Raw genomic sequence first — 21,086 nt, forward strand, 5'->3', positions numbered from 1 at the left:
CCGATACCGAGCCGCTACCATCCACACCCCCACGCATGCGTCAGGACGCCGCGATGAATCGAGTGTTGTATCCGGGAACCTTCGATCCCATCACCATGGGCCACGCCGATCTGGTGGAACGTGCCTCGCGGCTGTTCGACGAGGTCATCATCGCCGTGGCGGCCAACCCGAAGAAGAACCCGCTGTTCCCGCTGGAGCAACGTGTAGAGCTGGCCCGCGAGGTGACCAAGCACCTGCCGAACGTCAAGGTCATCGGCTTCTCCACCCTGCTCGCCCATTTCGTCAAGGAGCAGCAGGCCAACATCCTGCTGCGCGGTCTGCGCGCGGTATCCGACTTCGAATACGAATTCCAGCTGGCCAACATGAACCGGCAGCTGGCGCCGGACGTCGAAAGCCTGTTCCTCACGCCGTCGGAAAAGTACTCCTACATTTCCTCGACCCTGGTGCGCGAGATCGCCTCGCTCCAGGGCGACGTCTCGAAGTTCGTCCATCCGGCCGTGATGCAGGCGCTCAAGACGCGCTTCGGCCAGAACTGAGGGCCACCGTCGGCGCTGCGTCGGATGCACGCCGCGCGCCGATGCGGCACAATTGGCCGTCGTAATTTAGCTGTGCCGTGGTTCGAGCCACGGCAGGAGTTCGCTGGATGTCCCTGAAAATCACCGATGACTGCATCAACTGCGATGTCTGCGAGCCGGAGTGCCCGAACAGCGCCATCTCCCAGGGCGAGGAGATCTACGTCATCGACCCCAACCTCTGCACCGAGTGCGTCGGCCACTATGACGAACCGCAGTGCCAGCAGGTTTGCCCGGTAGACTGCATTCCGCTCGACGAGAACAACGTCGAGAGCAAGGACGAACTGATGCAGAAGTACCTGATCATCACCGGCAAGGCGTGATGCGCTGGCGGCAACCGACCCGGCGGACGCTCCTGTTCAGGGTGCTCCACGGCTGGTTCGCCGTCCTGCTGTTGCTGGCCTGCAGCGTCCAGGCCAGCCCGCTCGACAACGGTGCCGTTGCCACCGCCCACCCCCTGGCCAGCGAAGTCGGCCGACAGATCCTCGAAGCAGGCGGCAACGCCTTCGACGCCACCGTCGCGGTGAGCGCCGCGTTGGCCGTGGTCGAACCCTACGGCTCCGGGCTCGGCGGCGGCGGCTTCTTTCTGCTGCGCGAGGCCGCCGAGCCGGCCCGTCATGTATTTCTCGACGCCCGCGAGCGAGCGCCCAGCGCCGCCACGCCGGACATGTATCTGCGCGAAGGCAAGATCCAGCGCGAACTCTCGCTGAACGGCCCGCTGGCCGCGGCGATTCCCGGCACGCCAGCGGCACTGGTCGAACTCGCCGAAAAACGCGGTCGCCTGCCGCTCAAGACGACCCTGGCACCCGCCATCGCCCTGGCCCGCGACGGCTTCGCGGTGGATGCGGTGTACCGCCAGCGCGCCGGCTGGCGCCTGGCCGCACTGCGTGACGATCCCGAGAGCGCGCGGCTGTTTCTCGACGAGGGCGAACTTCCGCCCGAAGGCCATCTGCTGCGCCAGCCGGAGCTGGCGCAAACCCTGGAGCGCCTGGCCAACCACGGCCGTGACGGCTTCTATCGCGGCGAGCTGGCACAGAAGCTGGTCCAGGGCGTGCGTGCGGCTGGCGGCATCTGGTCGCTGGAGGACCTCGCCGACTACCGCACGGTGGAGCGCGAACCGCTGCGTTTCGTCCTGGCCGACGGCCGCGAGCTGATTGGCGCGCCGCCGCCCTCGGCCGGCGGGATGATCCTCGCGCAGAGCCTGGGCATCCTCGAACGCCTCGCCTGGCGCGAGGCCGAACCGCTGCAGCGCAGCCACCTGGTGATCGAGGCGCTGCGCCGCGCTTACCGTGACCGTGGTCTGCTGGGCGACCCCGATTTCGTCAGCGCACCGCTCGCACGGCTGTTGTCCGCCCCCTACCTCGATCAACTGGCGGCATCCATCGACCGCGAACGCGCCACCCCGAGCAGCGACCTGCCAGCGGCACCGCGCTGGCGCGAGGGCGAGCACACCACACACTTCGCGGTGATCGATGCCGAAGGCAATGCGGTGGCGGCGACGCTGTCGCTGAACATGATGTTCGGTGCTGCCTTCACCGTGCCCGGCACCGGTGTGCTGCTCAACGACGAGATGGACGATTTCGCCGCCGACATCGACGGCAGCAATGCCTACGGCCTGCAAGGCAGCAGCGCCAACGCCGTCGCCGGCGGCAAGCGGCCGCTGTCGAGCATGAGCCCGACCTTCATCGAAAGCGCCGAGGAGTTCGCCGCCTTCGGCACGCCCGGCGGCAGCCGTATCCCCAGCATGGTGCTGCTTTCGGCACTGTCTTACCTGGATGGCGAGCCGGTGCAGGCCTGGCCGGCAGTGCCGCGCTATCACCATCAGTACCTGCCGGATGTGCTGCAGTACGAAGCCGATGCCTTCAGCCCGGCGCAGCTGGACGCGCTACGTGCCCGCGGCCACCAGCCCAGGCTGATCGAGCGCGACTACGGCAATCAGCAGGTGCTCTACTGGCACAAGCCGAGCGGTCAGGTCGAGGCGGCCAGCGACCCACGCGGGATCGGCCGCGCACTGAAGGTTCCGGCACGGCGCCAGCCGATCACGGCTGCACAATGACCGGGCCGTCGTCGGCCGCCAGCTGTCGCAGTTGGCGCGTCAGCTCGTGGCCCTCGCCCAGCAGCAAGGCGTTGCGCAGGCTCTGGATGATGCGACTGGCATAGCCCAGGTCATTCATCAGCGAACTGGTCTGCAGGCCGTCCAGCTTGTGATTGCGGATCGACTCGAACAGCCGCCGGCGGAATTCGGCGTCGAATTGCGCGGCGCGCTCGTCCAGCCAGTTCAGTCGCTCGCGCCAGAGCTCATCAGGCAGCTCCGAGTGGCTCAATGCGCGGATCTCCCGTAGCGACTCCAGCAGATGTCGGCGCAGTTCGACATAGGCCTGTCGAGCACCAGACTCATCGGTACGCAGGTAGTGGCCAAGGTTCTTCTGCAGGTGCTTGGCATCCTTGACCGCATCCACCAGCTGCAGCGCAGCGACCTGGCAGTTCAGCCAGAACGCCTGGTGGCTCTCGTCCAGCGGCAGCTCCAGGCGGCCCATGAAGGTCAGCAGGTCGGAATACACGCCCTTGATATGGCGTTTGTAGAGGCCCTCGGCATCCAACGCCTGGGCTTCGGGCTTCGCCTTGATCAGCGTCTCGTCGATCGGCCCCTGCTGGCGTAGCTGCTCCACCGGCAGGTAGGTCGCGTGACAGATCACTTCCAGGCTCAGGCGCGCCAGATGCTGCAGTTCCTGCGCCACCGCGCTGGCCGCTGCATCGGCCGAATCCAGCGCGCGATCATTGAGATAGCGGGCGTGGGTGGTTCCGTCCGGCTGTGCCGGCGCCAGCTCGGTGATCAGCACCGTCGGCTCGGCCCGCTCCGGCAGTACGCGCAGCAGGAAATTCGCCAGCTGCGTCTGCCAGGGCCAGAACAGCAGTACGCCAATGCCGTTGAACAACGTATGAAACAGCGCCAGCTGAATCAGCCGATTCTCACCCAGCCCCAGCGGCGCGACCAGCCACGTCACCAGCCATGCCAGGGGCACCAGCAGCGCGATCGCCAGGACGGCGGTCGTGACGTTGAACAGCACATGTGCCAGGGCCAGGCGCCGGCCATTGCGATTGCCGCCCAGCGAGCCGACAAACGCGGTGGTGACGCTGGTGCCGACGTTCGCGCCGATGGCGGTGGCCAGGGCCTGGATCAGATCCAGCTGACCGGCAGCCAGCGCGGTCAGGGTCAGCATCAGCGTGGCATGGCTCGATTGCAGTACCACGGTGGCGAGCAGGCCGATACCGACGAACAGCAACTGGCCGGTCAGGCCACCGGCGTGATACTGCGACAGGTTCATGCCGCCGAAGCTGGAGAACCCGCTCTTGATCTGATCGATACCGAGAAAGATGAAGGCGATGCCGAGCACGATGCGCCCGGCGGCCTTGCCCTTGTCGCCGCTGAAGCTCGCCAGCACGCCGAAGACCAGCAGCGGCAAGGCCAGCGGGCTGAGGCTGACATTCTGCCCGGCCAGTGCCAGCAGCCAGATGCCGGTAGTGGAACCGAGGTTGGCGCCGAACAGGATGGCGATGCCGCCGGCGAGCTTGATCAAGCCGGTACTGATGAAGGCGATGGTGAGCAACGAGACCAGCGTGCTGGACTGCAGCAGCATGGTGCCGCTGATGCCGAACATCAGCCCCTTGAGCGGCGTCGCGGTACTGCGCGCCAGAAGCTGTTCGAGCTTGCTGCCGGCCAGCTGGCGCAGGCCCTCTTCGAGGCATTGCATGCCGAACAGGAACAGCGCGAGTCCCGCGCACAGCTCGAGCCAACCGTCGCTGGCCCAGAACGACCAAGACAACATCAGCAGGCCCACGATGGGCAAGAAAGTCTTGAAGAAGCGGCTGTTCAAGGAGGGAGCTTCGCGGCGCGGGATGGGAGGCGAAGCCTACTGCAGCAACACCGCGACCGGAAGGTTCAGGCCTCGCCAGTCGCGGTGCGGATGACGTCGATCAACGCTGGGCGTTGTAGCCGCTGGTGGTGCAGCCCAGGCAGCGTACGAAAGCCGCTTTGCCAGGCTCGACCACCAATGCCTTGCCGGCCTCGCCGACGTTGCCGCCCAGCGCGGTGAACGGCAGGCTGACAACGAAAATGCCGGCACCGATGGCCGTCGCGGCGATGAGCAGCGGACGGGCGATGATCAGGTCGCCCACCATGGAGTAGGCCTTGGGCGCCTCGACGGTGTACATCGGATCGCCGCTGGCGTTCTGCGGGACCGATTCCGCGTGCGCCGGCATTGCCAGCAGGCCAGTGGTCAGAGCCAAGACAGCAGCGGTGGAGCGGAACAGATTCATGGTGTGGTCCTTCAGCTGTGCGAAACGCGGCAATTTTAGTTGTGACGGCCACTATAGCAGTGGCCGCGCCCCGCGGGGCGTGAACGCCGTCAACGCGCGCGCAGTTACGCCACCTCAGCGTTGGCAGCGACTGCAGTAGACGCTGGCCCGCTGGCCCAGGCGGATCTCGCGCAGGGTCGAGCCGCAGCTCTTGCAGAATTCACCTCCGCGACCGTAGACGAACAGTTCCTGCTGGAAATAGCCGGGCTTGCCATCGCCGCCGACAAAGTCGCGCAAGGTGGTGCCGCCGCGCTCGATGGCCATGGCCAGGATGCGCCGGATCTCCTCGCCGAGCTTCAGATAGCGCGCCCGCGAGATGCTGCCGGCCGGCCGCCGCGGATCGATCCCGGCGGCGAACAGTGCCTCGCTCGCGTAGATGTTGCCGACGCCCACCACCACCGCGTTGTCCATGATGAACGGCTTGACCGCCATGCTGCGCCCGCGCGACAGCCGATACAGTCGGTCGCCGTCAAAATCCTCTCCCAGCGGCTCGGGCCCGAGGCTGGCGAGCAGCACATGGGCCAGCGGTTCCTCGCTCCAGAGCATCGCGCCGAAGCGCCGCGGGTCGGTGTAGCGTAGCGCCTGGCCGGACTCCAGCAGCAGATCGACATGCTCATGCCTGCCCGCCGGCAAAGCGGCGTCAACCAGGCGCAGGCTGCCGGACATGCCCAGATGGACGATCAGCGTGCCACTCTCGGCCCTGATCAGCAGGTACTTGGCGCGGCGTTCGACGGCCTCGATCCGCTGCCCGGACAGGCGCACGTCGAGATCCTCAGGAATCGGCCAGCGCAGGCGCCGGTCGCGCACCAGCACGCGGCTGACGCGCTGGCCGAGCAGATGCGGCTCGATGCCACGACGGGTAGTTTCGACTTCAGGTAACTCAGGCATGGGCGCTTCCTACGTCGGCCTCGGACGGCCCTTCACGTTGCTGGGGATCGGTCAGCCGATACCCAGTTCGCGGATGCTGTCACGCATGCATTCGAAATCATATTCCGACAGTCCGACGTGCTCGAGCACCTGCTCGGCCACGACCGCCCACTCATGATCGTCTGGCTGGTCGCCCAGCAACTGGTGGCAGGCACAGATATGCTCGGCCATCTTCAGAATGGCCAGCAGCGTCTCGACCCGTCCGTCGCCGAGCCCGTCCCGGAACAGGGTGAGGGCGTTGTGATGGTTGGCGATCACATCGCACAGATGCTGCGGCAGCTTCCATGAGCGCGCCACGAAGAACCCCACCACCGCATGGTTGGTATTCAGGACGCGATTTTCGATATCGATCACCCGCGTCTCGGCGTTGGTGCTGGCGTACGCCTCCTCCAGCACCGCCATGTAGCCGGGAAAACGCTGGAGCATCAGCGGGATGCCGCAATTGTGGAACAGTCCGAGGGTGTAGGCCTCGTCCGGCGACGCATAGCCGATGCGCTTGGCCAGCGTCAGGCAGGCCATGGCCACGTCCTGCGCGGTATCCCAGAAGCGGTTGAGCGTGACGATCGCGGCATCCGTGAGTTCGCCGCGAATGGATTGAGCGTTGATCAGATTGATCACGGTGTTGCAGCCCAGCAGATTGACCGCCTGCTGGATCGAGGCGACACGATTGGCCAGACCGTAGAACGGCGAATTGACCGTCTTGAGCAACGCCCCAGACAGTCCCGGGTCCTGGCTGATCAGCCGCGCAATGGCGCGCAGATCGGGCTCCGGTGCCATCTGCTCCATCTGCAGGTCAACCATGATCTGCGGCTGCGCAGGCACGTTGATTCCCTGCAGCACGCTACGGATCTGCTCGTCGGTAAGTTCGATGGTCATGGTGAGGCTCGGCCCGGGACTAGCCGAAGGCCACTACTGTGCGAAAAGAGTGCGAACTTTGGCCGAGTTGATGGTCGGATTTCAAGTGCATGAAAGTCGAACCGACGAGGAGGACAGAGCAATGGCCGATTCACTCAAAGGCAAGCGTGTGGCAATCCTGGTGACCGATGGCTTCGAGCAGGTCGAACTGACCGGGCCCAAGGAGGCGCTGGAAAAGGCCGGCGCAACCGCCGAGATCATCTCTGCCAAGAATGGTGAGGTGACCGGCTGGAACCACACCACCCCGGCCTCCAAGTTCCATGTCGACAACACCTTCGACAGCATCCGCATGGAGGACTACGACGCCGTGCTACTGCCTGGCGGCGTGGTCAATTCCGACACCATTCGCAGCGATGAGATGGCCCAGGAACTGGTTCGCGATGCCGCCCGTGCGAACAAGACCATCGCCGTGATCTGCCATGGCGGCTGGCTGTTGATCTCGGCCGATCTGGTCAACGGCAAGCGCATGACCAGTTGGCCATCGCTCACCGACGACCTGAAGAATGCCGGCGCCGAGTGGGTTGACGAGCAAGTGGTGGTCGATGGCCACCTCATCAGCAGCCGCAAGCCCGATGACATCCCGGCATTCAGCCAGGCGCTGATCGACGCGTTGTCCGCCTGAGCGAGGCATCGACAGGCACGCGGCGGGCGTTTTTCCTACGACCCCAGCGCATGCGGCGGGCCGCTCGTTTAGAATGCCCGTCTTTTTTCCGGAGCCCTGCCGATGACCCTGCCCAGCCTGCGTCTCAAAGCCAATGCCGACCGCCGCCTGCGCGCGGGCCATCTGTGGGTCTACAGCAACGAAGTCGACACGGCCGCCACGCCGCTGGCCGGCTTCGCCGCCGGCGACCAGGCCATCCTCGAAGCCGCCGGTGGCAAGCCGCTGGGTATCGTCGGCGTGTCGCCGAACAACCTGATCTGCGCGCGGCTGCTGTCGCGCGACCTCAAGCACAGCCTGGACAAGTCGCTACTGGTGCACCGCATCAAGGTCGCCCTGAGCCTGCGCGAGCGGCTGTTCGAGCAGCCCTGCTACCGGCTGATCTACGGCGATTCCGATCTGCTGCCGGGACTGGTGGTCGATCGCTTCCACGACCACTTGGTGGTGCAGCTGGCTTCGGCGACCATGGAGCGCAACAAGGATGCCGTGCTGGAGGCGCTGGTGCAGGTGCTCAAGCCGCGCGGCGTGCTCTGGAAGAACGACTCCAGCGCCCGCGACGCCGAAGGCCTGGAGCGTTACGTGGATACCGCCTTCGGTGTGGTGCCGGAATGGGTCGCGCTGGAAGAGAACGGCGTGAAGTTCGAGGCGCCGGTGCTGCAGGGCCAGAAGACCGGCTGGTTCTACGATCACCGCATGAATCGCGCGCGCCTGGCGCCCTATGTGAAGGGCAAGCGCGTGCTCGACCTGTTCAGCTACATCGGCGGCTGGGGCGTGCAGGCCGCCGCCTTCGGCGCCAGCGAGGTGTTCTGCGTCGACGCCTCGGCCTTTGCCCTGGACGGCGTCGAGCGCAATGCCGCACTCAATGGCGTGGGCGAGAAGATGACCTGCGTCGAGGGCGATGCCTTCGAGGCGATGAAGGAACTGAAGAACGCCGAGGAGCGCTTCGACGTGGTGATCACCGACCCACCGGCCTTCATCAAGCGCAAGAAGGACATCAAGAACGGCGAGGCCGCCTACCGCCGCCTTAACGAGGCCGCCATGCGCCTGCTGAACAAGGACGGCATCCTGGTCAGCGCCAGCTGCTCCATGCACCTGGAAGAAGACCACCTGCAGAACATCCTGCTCGGCAGCGCGCGCCATCTGGATCGCAACATCCAGCTGCTCGAGCGCGGCGCTCAGGGCCCAGACCATCCGGTGCATCCGGCGATCCCGGAGACCCGCTATATCAAGAGCCTGACCTGCCGCATCCTGCCCAACAGCTGACCCCCGCATCAGGCGCGCAAGGCGGCGGCGAACCGCCGCCCTGCGCTCATCCCCTTACTCGATGCCCTTGCGCTGATCGCTCCACAACAGGCTGGTGCACAACCCGCAGAAGCGTCCGTAGAAAGTGCTGCGCGCACTTTCGTCGTCCATCAGGTGATAACGGAACCAGGCCGTCGTCGGGCCGCGATAGGCCCCGCCATCACCCACCGGCTCGAAGTGGCTGACATAGCGCCGCTCGCCCCAGAAGATCGGCACGTTGGCGCGGGTGAAGACCGGCTGCGCGTTCAGGTAAGGAATGGCAATGGTGTCGGCACCGCCGGACATCAGGAACATCGGCCCGCGCTGGTTGCGCTGCGACGACGAGTCATGGCCTAGACCAATGGTGTACGGCTGGATCGGCGCGGTGGCCTTAACGCGATCGTCCTGCCCGGCCATGATCGAGCCGCCACCGCCCTGGGAATGCCCCGAGGTCCCGACCCGCCCGGTGTTCAGCACGCCGACGTAAGTGCCATAGGTGCGGTTGCTCTCCTGCACCAGGTAATCCAGGCAGGCCAGCATGTCCCGCCCGGTACCGGCGTTGGAGGTTTCCGCCGCGGCGACCACGAAGCCATGGCTGGCCCAATGGCTCAGCAGTCCGGAATAGGTGGTCGGCCCGGTACCGGTGCCGTTGCCCCAGAGGATGATCGGGTGGCGGACTCCGCCCTGGCCGAGCGTGCGTGGCCGGTAGACCCGGCAATTGGGCCCCTCGCTCTGACTAGTCACCGCGTACGGCCCGTCGTTGTCGAAGCTCGAAACCGACGGAAAGGGCGCGCCGGGCGTATCGGGCAGCGGAGCGGCGGTGGCGGAAACGGACAGGGCGACCAGCGCCGTGGCACTCAGGCATCCAAGTGTGAACTTGCGCATCTGCATTCCTCGTTCTTGTCATTGGTATAAGGATTCATCGCCGGTCGAACGCTGCCCTACCGTCGCGAAACGGACACATACCGGCCGACCGCCAGCGGGCAGCACGCAACTCCAGTGGCGCGGCAGCCAGCGAAACGGTCGGGAATGGACTCTAGCGAGCGATAATCGACCCGCCAGTCGCACGCAGGCAGAAGCGGACCAGCGGTCAATGCGGCATTTTTCAGCGGATGTGCGTCTCGAACGCCTCCTCCGGCGTCGCCATGCGGCTAGCGCGCGGCATGCCGGCGTACCGGCAATCGTCCCGCCTGGCCCGGCTGCCGGAACGTGCGTAGAATCGGTGATATCTCGCCATTCACCACACGGCGGACCCTGAGCCCAGGCCCCACGAGCGATTACCCCGCCTCGACCCGGCCCCTTCCGAACGCACGGTCATCCTCCGTTGCATCCGGCACAGGCGTTGCTCACCATACGCATACCTCCGATTACCTGATTAGCCGCAGGAACCGTCATGCCTGATTACCGTTCGAAAACCTCCACGCACGGCCGCAACATGGCCGGTGCCCGGGCGCTGTGGCGCGCCACCGGCATGAAGGACGAAGACTTCAAGAAGCCGATCATCGCCATCGCCAACTCCTTCACCCAGTTCGTCCCCGGCCACGTGCACCTCAAAGACATGGGCCAGCTGGTCGCCCGCGAGATCGAGAAGCACGGCGGCGTGGCCAAGGAATTCAACACCATCGCGGTCGACGACGGCATCGCCATGGGTCACGACGGCATGCTCTATTCGCTGCCGTCGCGCGAGATCATCGCCGACTCCGTGGAGTACATGGTCAATGCGCATTGCGCCGACGCCATCGTCTGCATCAGCAACTGCGACAAGATCACTCCCGGCATGCTGATGGCCGCGCTGCGCCTGAACATCCCGGTGGTGTTCGTCTCCGGCGGCCCGATGGAAGCCGGCAAGACCAAGCTGGCCAACCACGGCCTGGACCTGGTCGACGCCATGGTGGTGGCCGCCGACGATTCCTGCTCCGACGAGAAGGTCGCCGAATACGAGCGCAGCGCCTGCCCCACCTGCGGCAGCTGCTCGGGCATGTTCACCGCCAACTCGATGAACTGCCTGACCGAAGCCCTCGGCCTGTCCCTGCCGGGCAACGGCACCACGCTGGCCACCCACGCCGACCGCGAGCAGCTGTTCCTGCGCGCCGGGCGTATCGCCGTCGAGCTGTGCAAGCGTTACTACCAGGACGGCGACGAGTCCGTGCTGCCGCGCAACGTGGCCAGCCGCAAGGCCTTCGAGAATGCCATGACCCTGGACATCGCCATGGGCGGTTCGACCAACACCATCCTGCACCTCCTGGCCGCCGCCCAGGAAGCCGAGGTCGACTTCGACCTGCGCGACATCGACGCGCTCTCGCGCAAGGTTCCGCAGCTGTGCAAGGTGGCACCGAACATCCAGAAGTACCACATGGAAGACGTGCACCGCGCCGGCGGCATCTTCTCCATCCTCGGCGAGCTGGCCCGTGGCGGCCTGCTGCACACCGATGTTTCCACCGTGCACAGCCCGAGCATGGCCGATGCCATCGCCGAATGGGACATCACCCAGACCCAGGACGAAGCGGTACATACCTTCTTCAAGGCCGGTCCGGCGGGCATCCCGACCCAGGTCGCCTTCAGCCAGGCCACCCGCTGGCCGAGCCTGGACCTGGACCGTGCCGAAGGCTGCATCCGCAGCATCGAGCACGCCTATTCCCAGGAAGGCGGCCTCGCCGTGCTCTACGGCAACATCGCCCTGGACGGCTGCGTGGTGAAGACCGCCGGCGTGGACGAGTCCATCCACGTGTTCGAAGGCACGGCGAAGATCTACGAAAGCCAGGACAGTGCCGTGAAAGGCATCCTCGCCGACGAGGTGAAGCCAGGCGACATCGTCATCATCCGCTACGAAGGTCCGAAGGGCGGCCCGGGCATGCAGGAAATGCTCTACCCGACCTCGTATCTGAAGTCCAAGGGCCTCGGCAAGGAATGCGCGCTGCTCACCGACGGTCGCTTCTCCGGCGGCACCTCGGGCCTGTCTATCGGCCACGCTTCGCCGGAAGCGGCCGCGGGCGGCGCCATCGGCCTGGTGCAGGACGGCGACAAGGTGCTGATCGACATCCCCAACCGCAGCATCCAGCTGCAGGTGTCGGATGAAGAGCTGGCCCACCGCCGCATCGAGCAGGACAAGAAGGGCTGGAAGCCGGCGCAGCCGCGTGCGCGCAAGGTCTCAACCGCGCTCAAGGCCTACGCCCTGCTTGCTACCAGCGCCGACAAGGGTGCAGTGCGCAACAAGGCGATGCTGGACGGCTGATCGCTGCGACAAGAAAAAAACCCGGCCCTGTGCCGGGTTTTTTATGCGCGCGGCTCGTGCAGCCGGGCCGCCACGTGATCCGCGATCGCCAGGCAGGCGGTCAGGCCCGGCGACTCGATGCCGAACAGGTTCACCAGCCCGGCGACGCCGTGCTGCGCCGGGCCATCGATGCGAAAGTCCGCGGCCGCCTCGGCAGGGCCGCTGATCTTCGGGCGGATGCCGGTGTAGGCCGGTTGCAACGAAGCGTCCGGCAGCGCCGGCCAATAACGGCGAATCGCGGCGTAGAAGCCCTCGGCCCGTTCCGGCTCGATGCGATAGTCGAGCGCCTCGACCCACTGCACGTCCGGGCCGAAACGCGCCTGGCCGGCCAGATCCAGGGTCAGGTGCACACCGAGGCCGCCGGGCTCGGGCAGCGGATAGACCAGATGGCGAAACGGCGTGCGCCCGCTCAGGCTGAAGTAGCTGCCCTTGGCGAAGAACTGCCGCGGCCGCGCGGCCGGGTCCAACCCGGCGGTGTGCGCGGCGAGGATGGGCGCGCCATGCCCGGCGCAATTCACCACGGTGCGGGCCAGCAACTGCAGCGGGTCGGCGCCGCCCACCTCGACCTGCAAGCCTGCGCTGCCGACGGTGATCGCCGTTACCGGCGCGTTCAGTGCCAGCACCGCGCCGTGGCGCTCGGCATCGCCCAGCAGTGCCAGCATCAGCGCGTGGCTGTTGATGATGCCGGTACTCGGTGAGAGCAGCCCAGCCACCGCCTGTACTTCCGGCTCCAGCGCCAGCACCTCCCGCCCATCGAGGTACTGCAGGTCATCGACCCCATTGGCCAGCGCGTGCCGCCGCAGTTGTTCCAGCGCAGCGATCTGGGCCTCGTCGGTGGCGACGATCAGCTTGCCGCAACGTCGATGGGCCACGCCGTGGCTGTTACAGAAATCGTAGAGCTGGCGACGCCCGGCCACGCACAACCGGCCCTTGAGCGAGCCCCGCGGGTAGTAGATGCCGGCGTGGATGACTTCGCTGTTGCGCGCGCTGGTGGCGGTGCCAAAGGCCGCCTCGGCTTCCAGTATCAGCACCTCGCGACCGGCCAGCGCCAGCGCACGCGCCACCGCCAGCCCGACCACTCCCGCACCCACCACCACGCAATCCACCCGATCCATGCCAGACTCCTCGACCCGAACAGCCCAAGCCTGCCGCAACCACAGCGGTCGGCCAAGGGTCGGATGACCTGACGAAGCAGTTAAAGGGAACACCGGCATGCGCATCGGCCTGATCTCCGATACCCACGGCCTGCTCCGCCCCGAGGCGGTGGCGGCACTGCAGGGCTGCGCACAGATCATTCACGCCGGCGATATCGGCAAACCGCAGGTGCTCGACGGGCTGCGTGCCATCGCGCCGCTGGAGGCGATCCGCGGCAATATCGATACGGCCGACTGGGCGCAGGTGCTGCCCGAACGCCTCGACCTGCGCATCGAGGGTCTCACCCTGCACGTGCTGCACGACCTCAAGCAGCTGGATATCGACCCGCTTGCCGCCGGCGTCGACGTGGTGATCGCCGGCCACTCGCACAAACCGAAGGTCGAGCGGCGCGACGGCGTGCTCTACGTGAACCCGGGCAGCGCAGGTCCGCGACGCTTCAGCCTGCCGATCAGCCTGGCACTGCTGGAGCTGAACGACGGCCAGGCGCAGGTGGAGCTGATCAGCCTCAGCTGACGCCCATGTAGCGATCGGCGCGGTGATTGATCGCCAGCACCAGATTCAGCGCCACGGCGCCGAGCACCGACAGCAGCACCTTGTCCACCGGTACGACGAACACCGCGGCCATGACGATCAGCGCGTCGATGCCCATCTGGAAGGTACCGGCGCGCAGGCCGAAACGCTCCTGCAGGAACAACGCGAGGATGTTCACCCCGCCAAGACTGGCGCGATGGCGGAACAGGATCAGCAGGCCGATGCCGATGGCGAAACCACCGAACACTGCGGCGTAAACCACATTCAGCTCGGCGAAGCGCACCCACTGTGGGGTCAGCTCGGCGAACAGCGAGACAAGCCCCACTGCGCAGACGGTGCGCAGGGTGAACTTCCAGCCCATGCGCCAGATCGCCAATGCATAGAACGGCAGGTTGAGCAGGAAGAACACCGGGCCGAACGACCAGCCGGCCAGGTACTTGAGCAGAAAGGCCAGCCCAACGGTGCCGCCGGTGAGCAGCCCGGCGTGGCTGTAGAAGGCGATGCCAAGGGCGACCAGCGCGGTGCCGGTGAGCAGCGCCAGAGCGTCCTCCCACAGCGGGTGACGAACGAAGATCGCCGATACGCGCTCGGCTTGCGGCACGTCGGATTCGCGGGTTTGCATCGGCTGGGTCTCGAAAACGGTTGTTGCGAAGGATAGAAGCTGGCCAGGCGGAAGGACTTGGCGCCGATCAAGCGAAGACGGCGCCGATCAGCGCCGTTGCCAGGTCTCGAACCGATACGCAGGCGCCTCGCCCTCGGCCGGGCGCGGCTGGCTGTCGATGCACTGCCACTCGGCTTCGTCGAAGGCCGGAAAGAACGCATCGCCTTCTGGAGCGGCATCGATCCGTGTCAGGTAAAGCCGCTGCGCCTGCCCCAACGCCTGGGCGTACAGCTGCGCACCGCCGATCAGCATCAGCTCGGCGACACCCTGCTCGCGCGCCCACTGCTCGGCACGCACCAGCGCGGCATCCAGATCGGTGAAGGTTTCCGCGCCGTCGAGCTGCAGATCGGCCTGGCGACTGACCACCAGGTTGAGCCGCCCCGGCAGCGGGCGGCCGAGCGAGTCCCAGGTCTTGCGACCCATGATGATCGGCTTGCCAAGGGTCATGGCCTTGAAATGCTTGAGATCGGCGGGCAGATGCCAGGGCATGCGGTTGTCGAGGCCGATCACGCGGTTCTGCGCGAGGGCGGCGATCATGGCGAGGGGAAGGCGGGTCTGATTCATGGCGGCGAGAATACCAGAGCGGCCCCGATTCCCGCAGCGCCAGCCGTTCGTCGGCTTAACCGTTTTGCAACGCAAGGGGCAACGCAGCGTCAACGTCCGGTCATGCAAGTGGCGCAGGCTGTGACATCCAAACCGAGGAGATGCCGAAATGGCCCGCAAGACCACCGCTTCCCTTCGCCGCTGGCTCACCGCTTGCACCCTGTTGCTACCACTCGCCGGCTTCGCTGCGCCGGATGAACACGCCGCGAAACACCAGGCTGCGCGGGGCGAGCCGACCCCGCTGGTGATCGCCCACCGCGGCGCCAGCGGCTATGTACCGGAGCACACCCTGGCCGCCTATGCGCTGGCCGTTTTCCAGGGCGCCGACTACATCGAGCCGGACCTGGTGATGACCCGCGACGGCCATATCGTCGCCCGCCACGACAACGAGCTGGGCCTGACCACCGATGTCGCCCAGCGTCCCGAGTTTGCCGATCGCAAGCGCACCCAGCAGGTCGACGGCGTCACCCTCACCGGCTGGTTCAGCGAAGACTTCACCCTCGCCGAGCTGAAGACCCTGCGCGCCATCGAGCGCATCCCGGATATCCGCCCGGGCAATGCCCGCATGGACGGCAGCCTGGAAATCCCGACCCTGCAGGAGATCATCGACCTGGTGAAAACGCTGCAGCTCAGCCAGGGCCGACGCATCGGTCTGTACCCGGAAACCAAGCATCCGACCCATTTCCAGCAGCTCGGCCTGGCCATGGAGAAGCCGCTGGTGCGCATCCTCACCCGCAACGGCTACGTCGGGCGTCACGCGCCGGTGTATATCCAGTCGTTCGAGGTGGACAACCTCAAGACCCTCAGCCGCCTGACCCAGCTGCGCCTGGTGCAGCTGTTCAGCTCCGGCCAGCCGTATGACCAGCAGGTGCGCGGGACCAAGCTGACCTACGCGCAGATGGCCACCCCCGCCGGGCTCAAGGCCATCTCCCGCTACGCCGCCGGCGTCGGCCCGGAGAAGAGCTACATCATTCCGCGTGACGGCAACGGCAATCTGGGCACGCCGACCGGCTTCGTCGCCGCCGCCCATGCGGTCGGGCTCAAGGTCCACCCGTACACCTTCCGCGCAGAAAACGCCTTCCTCCCGGCCAACCTGCGCAGCAGCGACAAGCGCCACGAGCGCGGCGACAGCGAAGCGGAGATCCGCGCCTTCCTCGATGCCGGCATCGATGGCCTGTTCATCGACCAGCCGGACATCGCCGTGCGCCTGCGCAACGCCGACTGACGACCACAGCGGGGAGCCGCAACGGCTCCCCGTTTCCCCGTTCCGCGCGGCAGCGGTTATCCTCAGGGCTCGACCCGCCAGCGAGAAGCCGCGTGACCGTCCGCCCCTCTCCCGATCTCACTCCGCTCGACCGAATCTGGCTGACCGAAGCCGTGCGCCTGCGCGAAGAGCATGCCGGGCCGCTGGACGACGACGAGGCCAACCGCCAGGCCCGTACCCAGGGCGGCGATCTGCCAGCGCTGATCGAGCGCCGCGCGCTCTGGCTGGCCCACCGTGACGGGCTCATCGAGGCGCTTCGGCACTGGCGTCAGGGCGCCCGCCTGGGCGCGCTCGCGCTGATCCTGCTGGCGCTCTTCACCGGTGCCGGGCTGGCCTTCGCCGCGCTCGGCGACGGGCAGCGACCGGTCAACGTGTTCTGGGCGCTGGGCAGCCTGCTCGGGCTGAACCTGCTGACCCTGCTCGGCTGGCTGCTCGGCCTGCTGCTGACCGGCGACAGCAGCGGCGCGCTGGGGCGCCTGTGGCTCTGGCTGAGCGAAAAGCTCGCCCGTGATGCCCGCGCCGCGCAGCTGGCCCCTGCGCTGCTGAGCGTGCTGCATCAGCGCCGACTCGGCCGCTGGTTGCTGGGAACCGGCGTGCACGCCCTATGGCTGCTGGCGATGACCAGCGCCCTGCTCACCCTCCTCGCCCTGCTGGCGACCCGCCGCTACGGCTTCGTCTGGGAAACCACCATCCTTGGCGAGAACGCCTTCGTCGGCCTGACCCAGGCCTTCGGCGCGCTACCGGCCCTGCTCGGCTTCAGCGTGCCGGATGTCGAGCAGATCCGCGCCAGCGGCGCACTCGCCGGCGATCTGGACGGTGCGCGGCAACGCTGGGCCGGCTGGCTGGTCGGCGTGCTGCTGGTCTACGGCCTGCTGCCGCGACTGCTGCTGGCGAGCCTCTGCCTGTGGCGCTGGCGGCGTGGGCGGGCTGCGCTGACCCTCGATCTGAACCTGCCGGCCTACCGCCTGCTGCGCGAACGCCTGCAGCCACCCAGCGAGCGCCTCGGCATCCGTGATGCGGCGCCCGCCCAACTGCACGCGCCCAGCGCCGGCGCTCAGCTCGATGGCAGCGCTGGCGCCGTGCTGGTGGCCATCGAGCTGGACGGCAGCCGCCCCTGGCCGCCGGCTCTGTCCAAGGGTATCGCCGATGCCGGCATTCTCGATGATCGCGAGGGACGCCGGCGCCTGCTCGATCAGCTAAGCCGTTTTCCACCGGCGCGCCTGGCCATCGCCTGCGATCCCCGACGCTCGCCGGATCGCGGCACGCTGGCGCTGATCGGCGAACTGTCGCGCTGCGCGGCGGCGACTCGCGTCTGGCTGCTGCAAGCACCACCGGGCGAGGCCCTGGACAGCGCGCGCCTGGAAGACTGGCATCAGGCGCTGGATACCCTGGGGCTGACGCATTCGAGCTGCGCCCCGCTGCGCTGGCTGGAGACAGGCCATGACTGAAGCGCTGAAACTGGCCGTGGTCGGCCATACCAATGTCGGCAAGACCTCGCTGCTGCGCACCCTGACCCGCGACATCGGCTTCGGTGAGGTCTCGCACCGGCCGAGCACCACCCGCCACGTCGAGGGTGCGCGGCTGTCGGTGGACGGCGAGCCGCTGCTGGAGCTCTACGACACCCCCGGCCTGGAAGATGCCATCGCCCTGCTCGACTACCTCGAACGCGTCGAACGCCCCGGTGAGCGCCTCGACGGCCCGGCACGCACCGCGCGCTTTCTCGACGGCAGCGAGGCACGCCAGCGCTTCGAGCAGGAAGCCAAGGTGCTGCGTCAGCTGCTGGCCAGCGACGCCGGGCTCTACGTGATCGACGCCCGTGAGCCGGTGCTGGCCAAGTACAAAGACGAGCTGGCGGTACTCGCCGGCTGCGGCAAGCCGCTTTTGCCGGTGCTCAACTTCGTCGCCCAGCCCGGCCATCGCGAGGAGGAATGGCGCCAGGCGCTGGCCCGCCTCGGCCTGCATGCGCTGGTGCGCTTCGACAGCGTGGCGCCACCCGTGGACGGTGAGCGCCGGCTGTACGAAAGCCTGGCGCTGCTGCTGGAACAGGCGCGACCCAAGCTGCAGCGACTGATCGAGGACCACGAGGCCCAGGCTGCCGCACGCCTGGCCAGCGGCCAGAGACTGATCGCCGAACTGCTGGTGGACGTTGCCGCCTGCCGACGCAGCGTGGCCGCACAGCCCGAGCTGGAACGCGGCGCCATTCGTGAATTGCACGACGCCGTGCGCGGCAGAGAGCAGCGCTGCGTCGAGGCCCTGCTGCGGCTGTACGCCTTCCGCAAGGAGCAGGCGGCAGCCAGCGAGCTGCCGCTGCTCGACGGGCGCTGGGGCGACGACCTGTTCAACCCCGAGACCCTCAAGCAGCTGGGCGTGAAGATCGGCAGCGGCATGGCCGCAGGCGCGGCCGCCGGTGCCGGGGTCGACCTGATGGTCGGCGGCATCACCCTCGGCGCCGCGGCGCTGCTCGGCGCCATCGCCGGCGGCGGCGCGCAGACCGCGCGGCACTATGGCAACCGCCTGCTCGGCAAGCTCAAAGGCCAGCGCGAGCTGAGCGTCGACGACGCCGTACTGCGCCTGCTCGCCCTGCGCCAACGCCAGTTGCTGGCCGTGCTTGCGACTCGCGGGCACGCCGCCACCGAAGCGATCCGCCTGGCCACGCCGCAGGATCAGGGCTGGCGCGAGGGCAAGCTGCCCGAAGCCCTGCAACGCTGTCGCGCGCATCCCGAGTGGTCGTCGCTCAACCCCGGCGCCCGCCTGCAGGACGGCGAGCGTCAGGCGGCGCTGGACGAGCTGGAAACTCAACTGCAGCAAAACTGAGCCGATCAGGTGGAGCGTAGGGTGGGCTTCAGCCCACCAGCGGGTGGCGTGCGCGGGGTTGTCGGTGGGCTGAAGCCCACCATACCCCGGTGGTGTCTGCCGCATGATCGGTGACGAGATCGGCAAAGGCAGGGACTAACCGAGCATTTCCCCATGCATCCGCGCGCATCGCGCTTTGGCGGCCGGCACCGGCGCAGGTGCGACCCGCAAGGTGCACAGCGTCGCCAGCATGATCAGCAACCCTCCCGCCCAGCCCATCGGCCCCAGCCGCTCACCCAGCCAGAGACCGGCGATGATCGCGCCGAACAGCGGTTCGGAGCCCATCAGCAGCGACACCCGCGTTGCGCTGCTGCGCCCCAGCGCGCGGTTCTGCGCGAACATGGCGAACAGCGTGGCGAACAGCACCAGATACAGCGTGCCGGACCAGAAGCCCGGCTCCATCGGCAGCGCCGGCAGTCCGCCCTGCATCGACACGGCGAGCAGGATGCAGCCCGCCGCGACGACTCCGCTCTGCACCGCGGTCAGCGCCAGTGCCGGAATTTCCCGGCCGGCCGTCAATCGCCGGGTCAGGCAGACCAGCACCGCGCGCAGCAACGCGGCGGCCAGCATCAGCGCATCACCAAGATTGAGCGACAGCTGCGGGCCGCCGGTCAGCAGCCAGACGCCCGCCAACGAAAGCGCGCAGGCGAGGAACAGCGTGCTGTGCGGCCGCTGGCGCAGCAGCAGCCATTCCATGAACGGCGTGATCACCACGCACAGGCTGATCAGAAACGCCGCATTGCTGGCGCTGGTCAGCATCACGCCCCAGGTCTCGCAGAGAAAGATCGCCAGCATCACCAGCCCCAGCGGCAGGCCGGGGCGCAGCGCCCGGCGACCGGCGCCGCGCAGTTGCGGCAGCAGCAGGACAAAGGTCAGACCGAAGCGGATCGCCAGAAAACCCAGCACCGGGTAGAACAGCAGCGCCTGCTTGGCCACCGCATAGCTGCTGCCCCAGATCAGCGCCACCGTCAGCAGCATGCCATCGGCCAGCCACAGCCCCTGTCTCAACGTGCCTTTCATGTTCGAATCCCCGCACCAATCAGGCGCTGATTGTCGGGCCTGTCGCAGCAGTCGATAATCCAGCGAAACAGCACAGGACCTATTCCGCATGGGAACGAATGACAGCGCAGCCCTGCTGCCCTACATGGCCGTGTTCGTGCGGGTGGTCGAGGCCGGCAGCTTCTCCGGCGCCGCGCGCCTGCTGGGCAGCACACCGTCGGCGGTGAGCCGCCAGGTGGCGCGGCTGGAGCAGGCCCTGGCGCTGCGCCTGCTGGAACGCACGACGCGCCAGCTGCGGCTGAACGAGGCCGGGGCGGAGTTCTACCAGCATTGCCGGGACATGCTCAATGCGGCCGAGGCCGCCGTCGCCATCGGCGAGCGGCTGATGCGCAGCCCGCGCGGGCTGGTGCGCCTGAGCGTGCCGAAGGCCTATGGCAAGTTCGTCGTCGGGCCGTTGATGCCGGCCTTTCTCCAGCGCTACCCCGAGGTCGATGTGCAGCTGCGGATCAGCGACCAGAGCCCGGACCTGATCGAGGACGGTTTCGACCTGCTGGTGCAGGTCACCGACAACCCACCCGAAGGCCTGGCCGGCAAGCCGCTCGGGCCGGTGCGCCAACTGCTCTGCGCCAGCCCCGACTACCTGCAGCGCCACGGCGAGCCGCAGCATCCGCAGGACCTGCTGCGCCACAGCTGCCTGTATCTGGGGGAAACGGCGGGAGACAATCGCTGGCACCTGCGCCGCGGCGAGCTGCAGGAGACGGTGACAGTGCGTGGCCGCTACATCAGCAACCACAGCGAGGCGCGGCTACTGGTGGCGCTGGCGGGTCTGGGCATCACCTGCCTGCCGCATTTCACCGCCGCCCAGGCGCTGGCCGACGGGCAATTGCGTGAAGTGCTACCGCAGTGGCGCTACACCGGCTCCTACCAGGGCGCGGCCTGGCTGCTGTGGCGACAGAATCATCACCTGCCGCCGAAGACGCGCGCACTGATCGACTATCTGAGCGAGGCGCTGATAGCCAGCTGAGCGCAGCGCGCACCCG

The 21,086-nt window shown here is 67.3% G+C and carries 20 protein-coding genes; 11 read left to right on the forward strand and 9 right to left on the reverse strand.

The genetic code is table 11. The annotated features are described in order from the left end of the window. The first annotated feature begins 53 nt into the window (after positions 1–53). The 3 genes from coaD (at position 54) to ggt (ending at position 2,628) form a co-directional block, all read left to right on the forward strand. Entirely contained in the window at positions 54–536 is a 483-nt protein-coding gene (coaD, locus tag OUY36_RS20670) for a pantetheine-phosphate adenylyltransferase (RefSeq protein WP_013984354.1), read from the forward strand. Between the two features lie 107 nt (positions 537–643). Then, the gene (locus tag OUY36_RS20675; RefSeq protein WP_003303200.1) at positions 644–895 is read left to right on the forward strand and encodes a YfhL family 4Fe-4S dicluster ferredoxin; all 252 of its coding nucleotides are present in this window, start codon (positions 644–646) and stop codon (positions 893–895) included. Further along, positions 895–2,628 (forward strand): gamma-glutamyltransferase, encoded by a 1,734-nt coding sequence (ggt, locus tag OUY36_RS20680; protein WP_267935812.1) that lies wholly within the window; start codon positions 895–897, stop codon positions 2,626–2,628. Before OUY36_RS20675 ends, ggt begins: the two co-directional genes overlap by 1 nt. Here ggt and OUY36_RS20685 read toward each other — a convergent pair. The 4 genes from OUY36_RS20685 to OUY36_RS20700 all read right to left on the reverse strand — a co-directional run bounded on the left by OUY36_RS20685 (position 2,612) and on the right by OUY36_RS20700 (position 6,731). Beyond that, on the reverse strand, positions 2,612–4,447 hold the full coding sequence (locus OUY36_RS20685; RefSeq protein ID WP_267935814.1) for a Na/Pi cotransporter family protein: 1,836 nt from the start codon (positions 4,445–4,447) through the stop codon (positions 2,612–2,614). The genes ggt and OUY36_RS20685 overlap by 17 nt on opposite strands. A gap of 100 nt (positions 4,448–4,547) precedes the next feature. Continuing rightward, complete coding sequence (locus tag OUY36_RS20690; protein ID WP_267935815.1) at positions 4,548–4,889, reverse strand: multidrug transporter; 342 nt, start codon at positions 4,887–4,889, stop codon at positions 4,548–4,550. A 114-nt stretch (positions 4,890–5,003) separates the two neighbouring features. Beyond that, positions 5,004–5,816, reverse strand: coding sequence for a bifunctional DNA-formamidopyrimidine glycosylase/DNA-(apurinic or apyrimidinic site) lyase (gene mutM, locus OUY36_RS20695; protein WP_110778798.1), 813 nt, complete (start codon positions 5,814–5,816; stop codon positions 5,004–5,006). Positions 5,817–5,867: 51 nt separating this feature from the next. Then, positions 5,868–6,731: an HDOD domain-containing protein gene (locus OUY36_RS20700; RefSeq protein WP_110778797.1), complete on the reverse strand. Its 864-nt coding sequence runs from the start codon at positions 6,729–6,731 to the stop codon at positions 5,868–5,870. Positions 6,732–6,852: 121 nt separating this feature from the next. Between OUY36_RS20700 and OUY36_RS20705 the strand changes: the two genes are divergently transcribed. Together OUY36_RS20705 and OUY36_RS20710 are read left to right on the forward strand one after the other, a co-directional pair. Beyond that, on the forward strand, positions 6,853–7,392 hold the full coding sequence (locus OUY36_RS20705; RefSeq protein ID WP_110778796.1) for a type 1 glutamine amidotransferase domain-containing protein: 540 nt from the start codon (positions 6,853–6,855) through the stop codon (positions 7,390–7,392). 102 nt (positions 7,393–7,494) lie between these two features. Beyond that, entirely contained in the window at positions 7,495–8,691 is a 1,197-nt protein-coding gene (locus OUY36_RS20710; RefSeq protein ID WP_125867259.1) for a class I SAM-dependent rRNA methyltransferase, read from the forward strand. Between the two features lie 54 nt (positions 8,692–8,745). On the opposite strand, the gene OUY36_RS20715 is transcribed toward OUY36_RS20710, so the two are convergent. Then, positions 8,746–9,594: a poly(ethylene terephthalate) hydrolase family protein gene (locus OUY36_RS20715; RefSeq protein WP_180981604.1), complete on the reverse strand. Its 849-nt coding sequence runs from the start codon at positions 9,592–9,594 to the stop codon at positions 8,746–8,748. Between the two features lie 508 nt (positions 9,595–10,102). On the opposite strand from OUY36_RS20715, the gene ilvD reads away from it, so the two are divergent. Beyond that, complete coding sequence (ilvD, locus tag OUY36_RS20720; protein ID WP_267935817.1) at positions 10,103–11,941, forward strand: dihydroxy-acid dehydratase; 1,839 nt, start codon at positions 10,103–10,105, stop codon at positions 11,939–11,941. Between the two features lie 41 nt (positions 11,942–11,982). Here the strand turns inward: ilvD and OUY36_RS20725 are convergent, their stop codons facing one another. Further along, positions 11,983–13,095 carry an NAD(P)/FAD-dependent oxidoreductase gene (locus OUY36_RS20725; RefSeq protein WP_267935818.1) on the reverse strand — a complete coding sequence of 371 codons (1,113 nt, stop codon included), beginning with the start codon at positions 13,093–13,095 and terminating at the stop codon, positions 11,983–11,985. Positions 13,096–13,192: 97 nt separating this feature from the next. Here OUY36_RS20725 and OUY36_RS20730 point away from each other — a divergent pair, with 97 nt between their 5' ends. After that, positions 13,193–13,648: a metallophosphoesterase family protein gene (locus OUY36_RS20730; protein WP_125460090.1), complete on the forward strand. Its 456-nt coding sequence runs from the start codon at positions 13,193–13,195 to the stop codon at positions 13,646–13,648. On the opposite strand, the gene OUY36_RS20735 is transcribed toward OUY36_RS20730, so the two are convergent. Continuing rightward, positions 13,641–14,288: a YitT family protein gene (locus OUY36_RS20735; RefSeq protein WP_011915019.1), complete on the reverse strand. Its 648-nt coding sequence runs from the start codon at positions 14,286–14,288 to the stop codon at positions 13,641–13,643. The genes OUY36_RS20730 and OUY36_RS20735 overlap by 8 nt on opposite strands. Positions 14,289–14,375: 87 nt before the next feature. Further along, complete coding sequence (locus OUY36_RS20740) at positions 14,376–14,891, reverse strand: dihydrofolate reductase (protein WP_267935819.1); 516 nt, start codon at positions 14,889–14,891, stop codon at positions 14,376–14,378. Positions 14,892–15,039: 148 nt separating this feature from the next. Between OUY36_RS20740 and OUY36_RS20745 the strand changes: the two genes are divergently transcribed. The 3 genes from OUY36_RS20745 (at position 15,040) to OUY36_RS20755 (ending at position 19,008) form a co-directional block, all read left to right on the forward strand. Further along, positions 15,040–16,155, forward strand: coding sequence for a glycerophosphodiester phosphodiesterase (locus OUY36_RS20745; protein ID WP_043942285.1), 1,116 nt, complete (start codon positions 15,040–15,042; stop codon positions 16,153–16,155). A gap of 92 nt (positions 16,156–16,247) precedes the next feature. After that, positions 16,248–17,642 (forward strand): DUF2868 domain-containing protein, encoded by a 1,395-nt coding sequence (locus OUY36_RS20750; protein ID WP_267935820.1) that lies wholly within the window; start codon positions 16,248–16,250, stop codon positions 17,640–17,642. Next, the gene (locus tag OUY36_RS20755) at positions 17,635–19,008 is read left to right on the forward strand and encodes a DUF3482 domain-containing protein (protein WP_267935821.1); all 1,374 of its coding nucleotides are present in this window, start codon (positions 17,635–17,637) and stop codon (positions 19,006–19,008) included. The genes OUY36_RS20750 and OUY36_RS20755 overlap by 8 nt, the downstream gene beginning before the upstream one ends. A 135-nt stretch (positions 19,009–19,143) precedes the next feature. Here the strand turns inward: OUY36_RS20755 and OUY36_RS20760 are convergent, their stop codons facing one another. Further along, positions 19,144–20,067, reverse strand: a complete 924-nt coding sequence (locus OUY36_RS20760; RefSeq protein WP_267935823.1) for a DMT family transporter — start codon at positions 20,065–20,067, stop codon at positions 19,144–19,146. A gap of 88 nt (positions 20,068–20,155) precedes the next feature. Here OUY36_RS20760 and OUY36_RS20765 point away from each other — a divergent pair, with 88 nt between their 5' ends. Further along, positions 20,156–21,070 carry a LysR family transcriptional regulator gene (locus OUY36_RS20765; protein ID WP_267931462.1) on the forward strand — a complete coding sequence of 305 codons (915 nt, stop codon included), beginning with the start codon at positions 20,156–20,158 and terminating at the stop codon, positions 21,068–21,070. The last annotated feature ends 16 nt before the right edge of the window (positions 21,071–21,086 follow it).

The organism is Stutzerimonas sp. R40042, assembly GCF_026642215.1.
Classification (GTDB): Bacteria; Pseudomonadota; Gammaproteobacteria; order Pseudomonadales; family Pseudomonadaceae; genus Stutzerimonas; species Stutzerimonas frequens.

Excerpts from the sequence above, each read along its gene's own strand:
- coaD (WP_013984354.1), top strand. The coding sequence starts at position 54 with ATGAATCGAGTGTTGTATCCGGGAACCTTCGATCCCATCACCATGGGC.
- OUY36_RS20675 (WP_003303200.1), top strand. The coding sequence starts at position 644 with ATGTCCCTGAAAATCACCGATGACTGCATCAACTGCGATGTCTGCGAG.
- ggt (WP_267935812.1), top strand. The coding sequence starts at position 895 with ATGCGCTGGCGGCAACCGACCCGGCGGACGCTCCTGTTCAGGGTGCTC.
- OUY36_RS20690 (WP_267935815.1), bottom strand. The coding sequence starts at position 4,889 with ATGAATCTGTTCCGCTCCACCGCTGCTGTCTTGGCTCTGACCACTGGC.
- mutM (WP_110778798.1), bottom strand. The coding sequence starts at position 5,816 with ATGCCTGAGTTACCTGAAGTCGAAACTACCCGTCGTGGCATCGAGCCG.
- OUY36_RS20700 (WP_110778797.1), bottom strand. The coding sequence starts at position 6,731 with ATGACCATCGAACTTACCGACGAGCAGATCCGTAGCGTGCTGCAGGGA.
- OUY36_RS20705 (WP_110778796.1), top strand. The coding sequence starts at position 6,853 with ATGGCCGATTCACTCAAAGGCAAGCGTGTGGCAATCCTGGTGACCGAT.
- OUY36_RS20710 (WP_125867259.1), top strand. The coding sequence starts at position 7,495 with ATGACCCTGCCCAGCCTGCGTCTCAAAGCCAATGCCGACCGCCGCCTG.
- OUY36_RS20715 (WP_180981604.1), bottom strand. The coding sequence starts at position 9,594 with ATGCGCAAGTTCACACTTGGATGCCTGAGTGCCACGGCGCTGGTCGCC.
- ilvD (WP_267935817.1), top strand. The coding sequence starts at position 10,103 with ATGCCTGATTACCGTTCGAAAACCTCCACGCACGGCCGCAACATGGCC.
- OUY36_RS20725 (WP_267935818.1), bottom strand. The coding sequence starts at position 13,095 with ATGGATCGGGTGGATTGCGTGGTGGTGGGTGCGGGAGTGGTCGGGCTG.
- OUY36_RS20730 (WP_125460090.1), top strand. The coding sequence starts at position 13,193 with ATGCGCATCGGCCTGATCTCCGATACCCACGGCCTGCTCCGCCCCGAG.
- OUY36_RS20735 (WP_011915019.1), bottom strand. The coding sequence starts at position 14,288 with ATGCAAACCCGCGAATCCGACGTGCCGCAAGCCGAGCGCGTATCGGCG.
- OUY36_RS20740 (WP_267935819.1), bottom strand. The coding sequence starts at position 14,891 with ATGAATCAGACCCGCCTTCCCCTCGCCATGATCGCCGCCCTCGCGCAG.
- OUY36_RS20745 (WP_043942285.1), top strand. The coding sequence starts at position 15,040 with ATGGCCCGCAAGACCACCGCTTCCCTTCGCCGCTGGCTCACCGCTTGC.
- OUY36_RS20755 (WP_267935821.1), top strand. The coding sequence starts at position 17,635 with ATGACTGAAGCGCTGAAACTGGCCGTGGTCGGCCATACCAATGTCGGC.
- OUY36_RS20760 (WP_267935823.1), bottom strand. The coding sequence starts at position 20,067 with ATGAAAGGCACGTTGAGACAGGGGCTGTGGCTGGCCGATGGCATGCTG.
- OUY36_RS20765 (WP_267931462.1), top strand. The coding sequence starts at position 20,156 with ATGGGAACGAATGACAGCGCAGCCCTGCTGCCCTACATGGCCGTGTTC.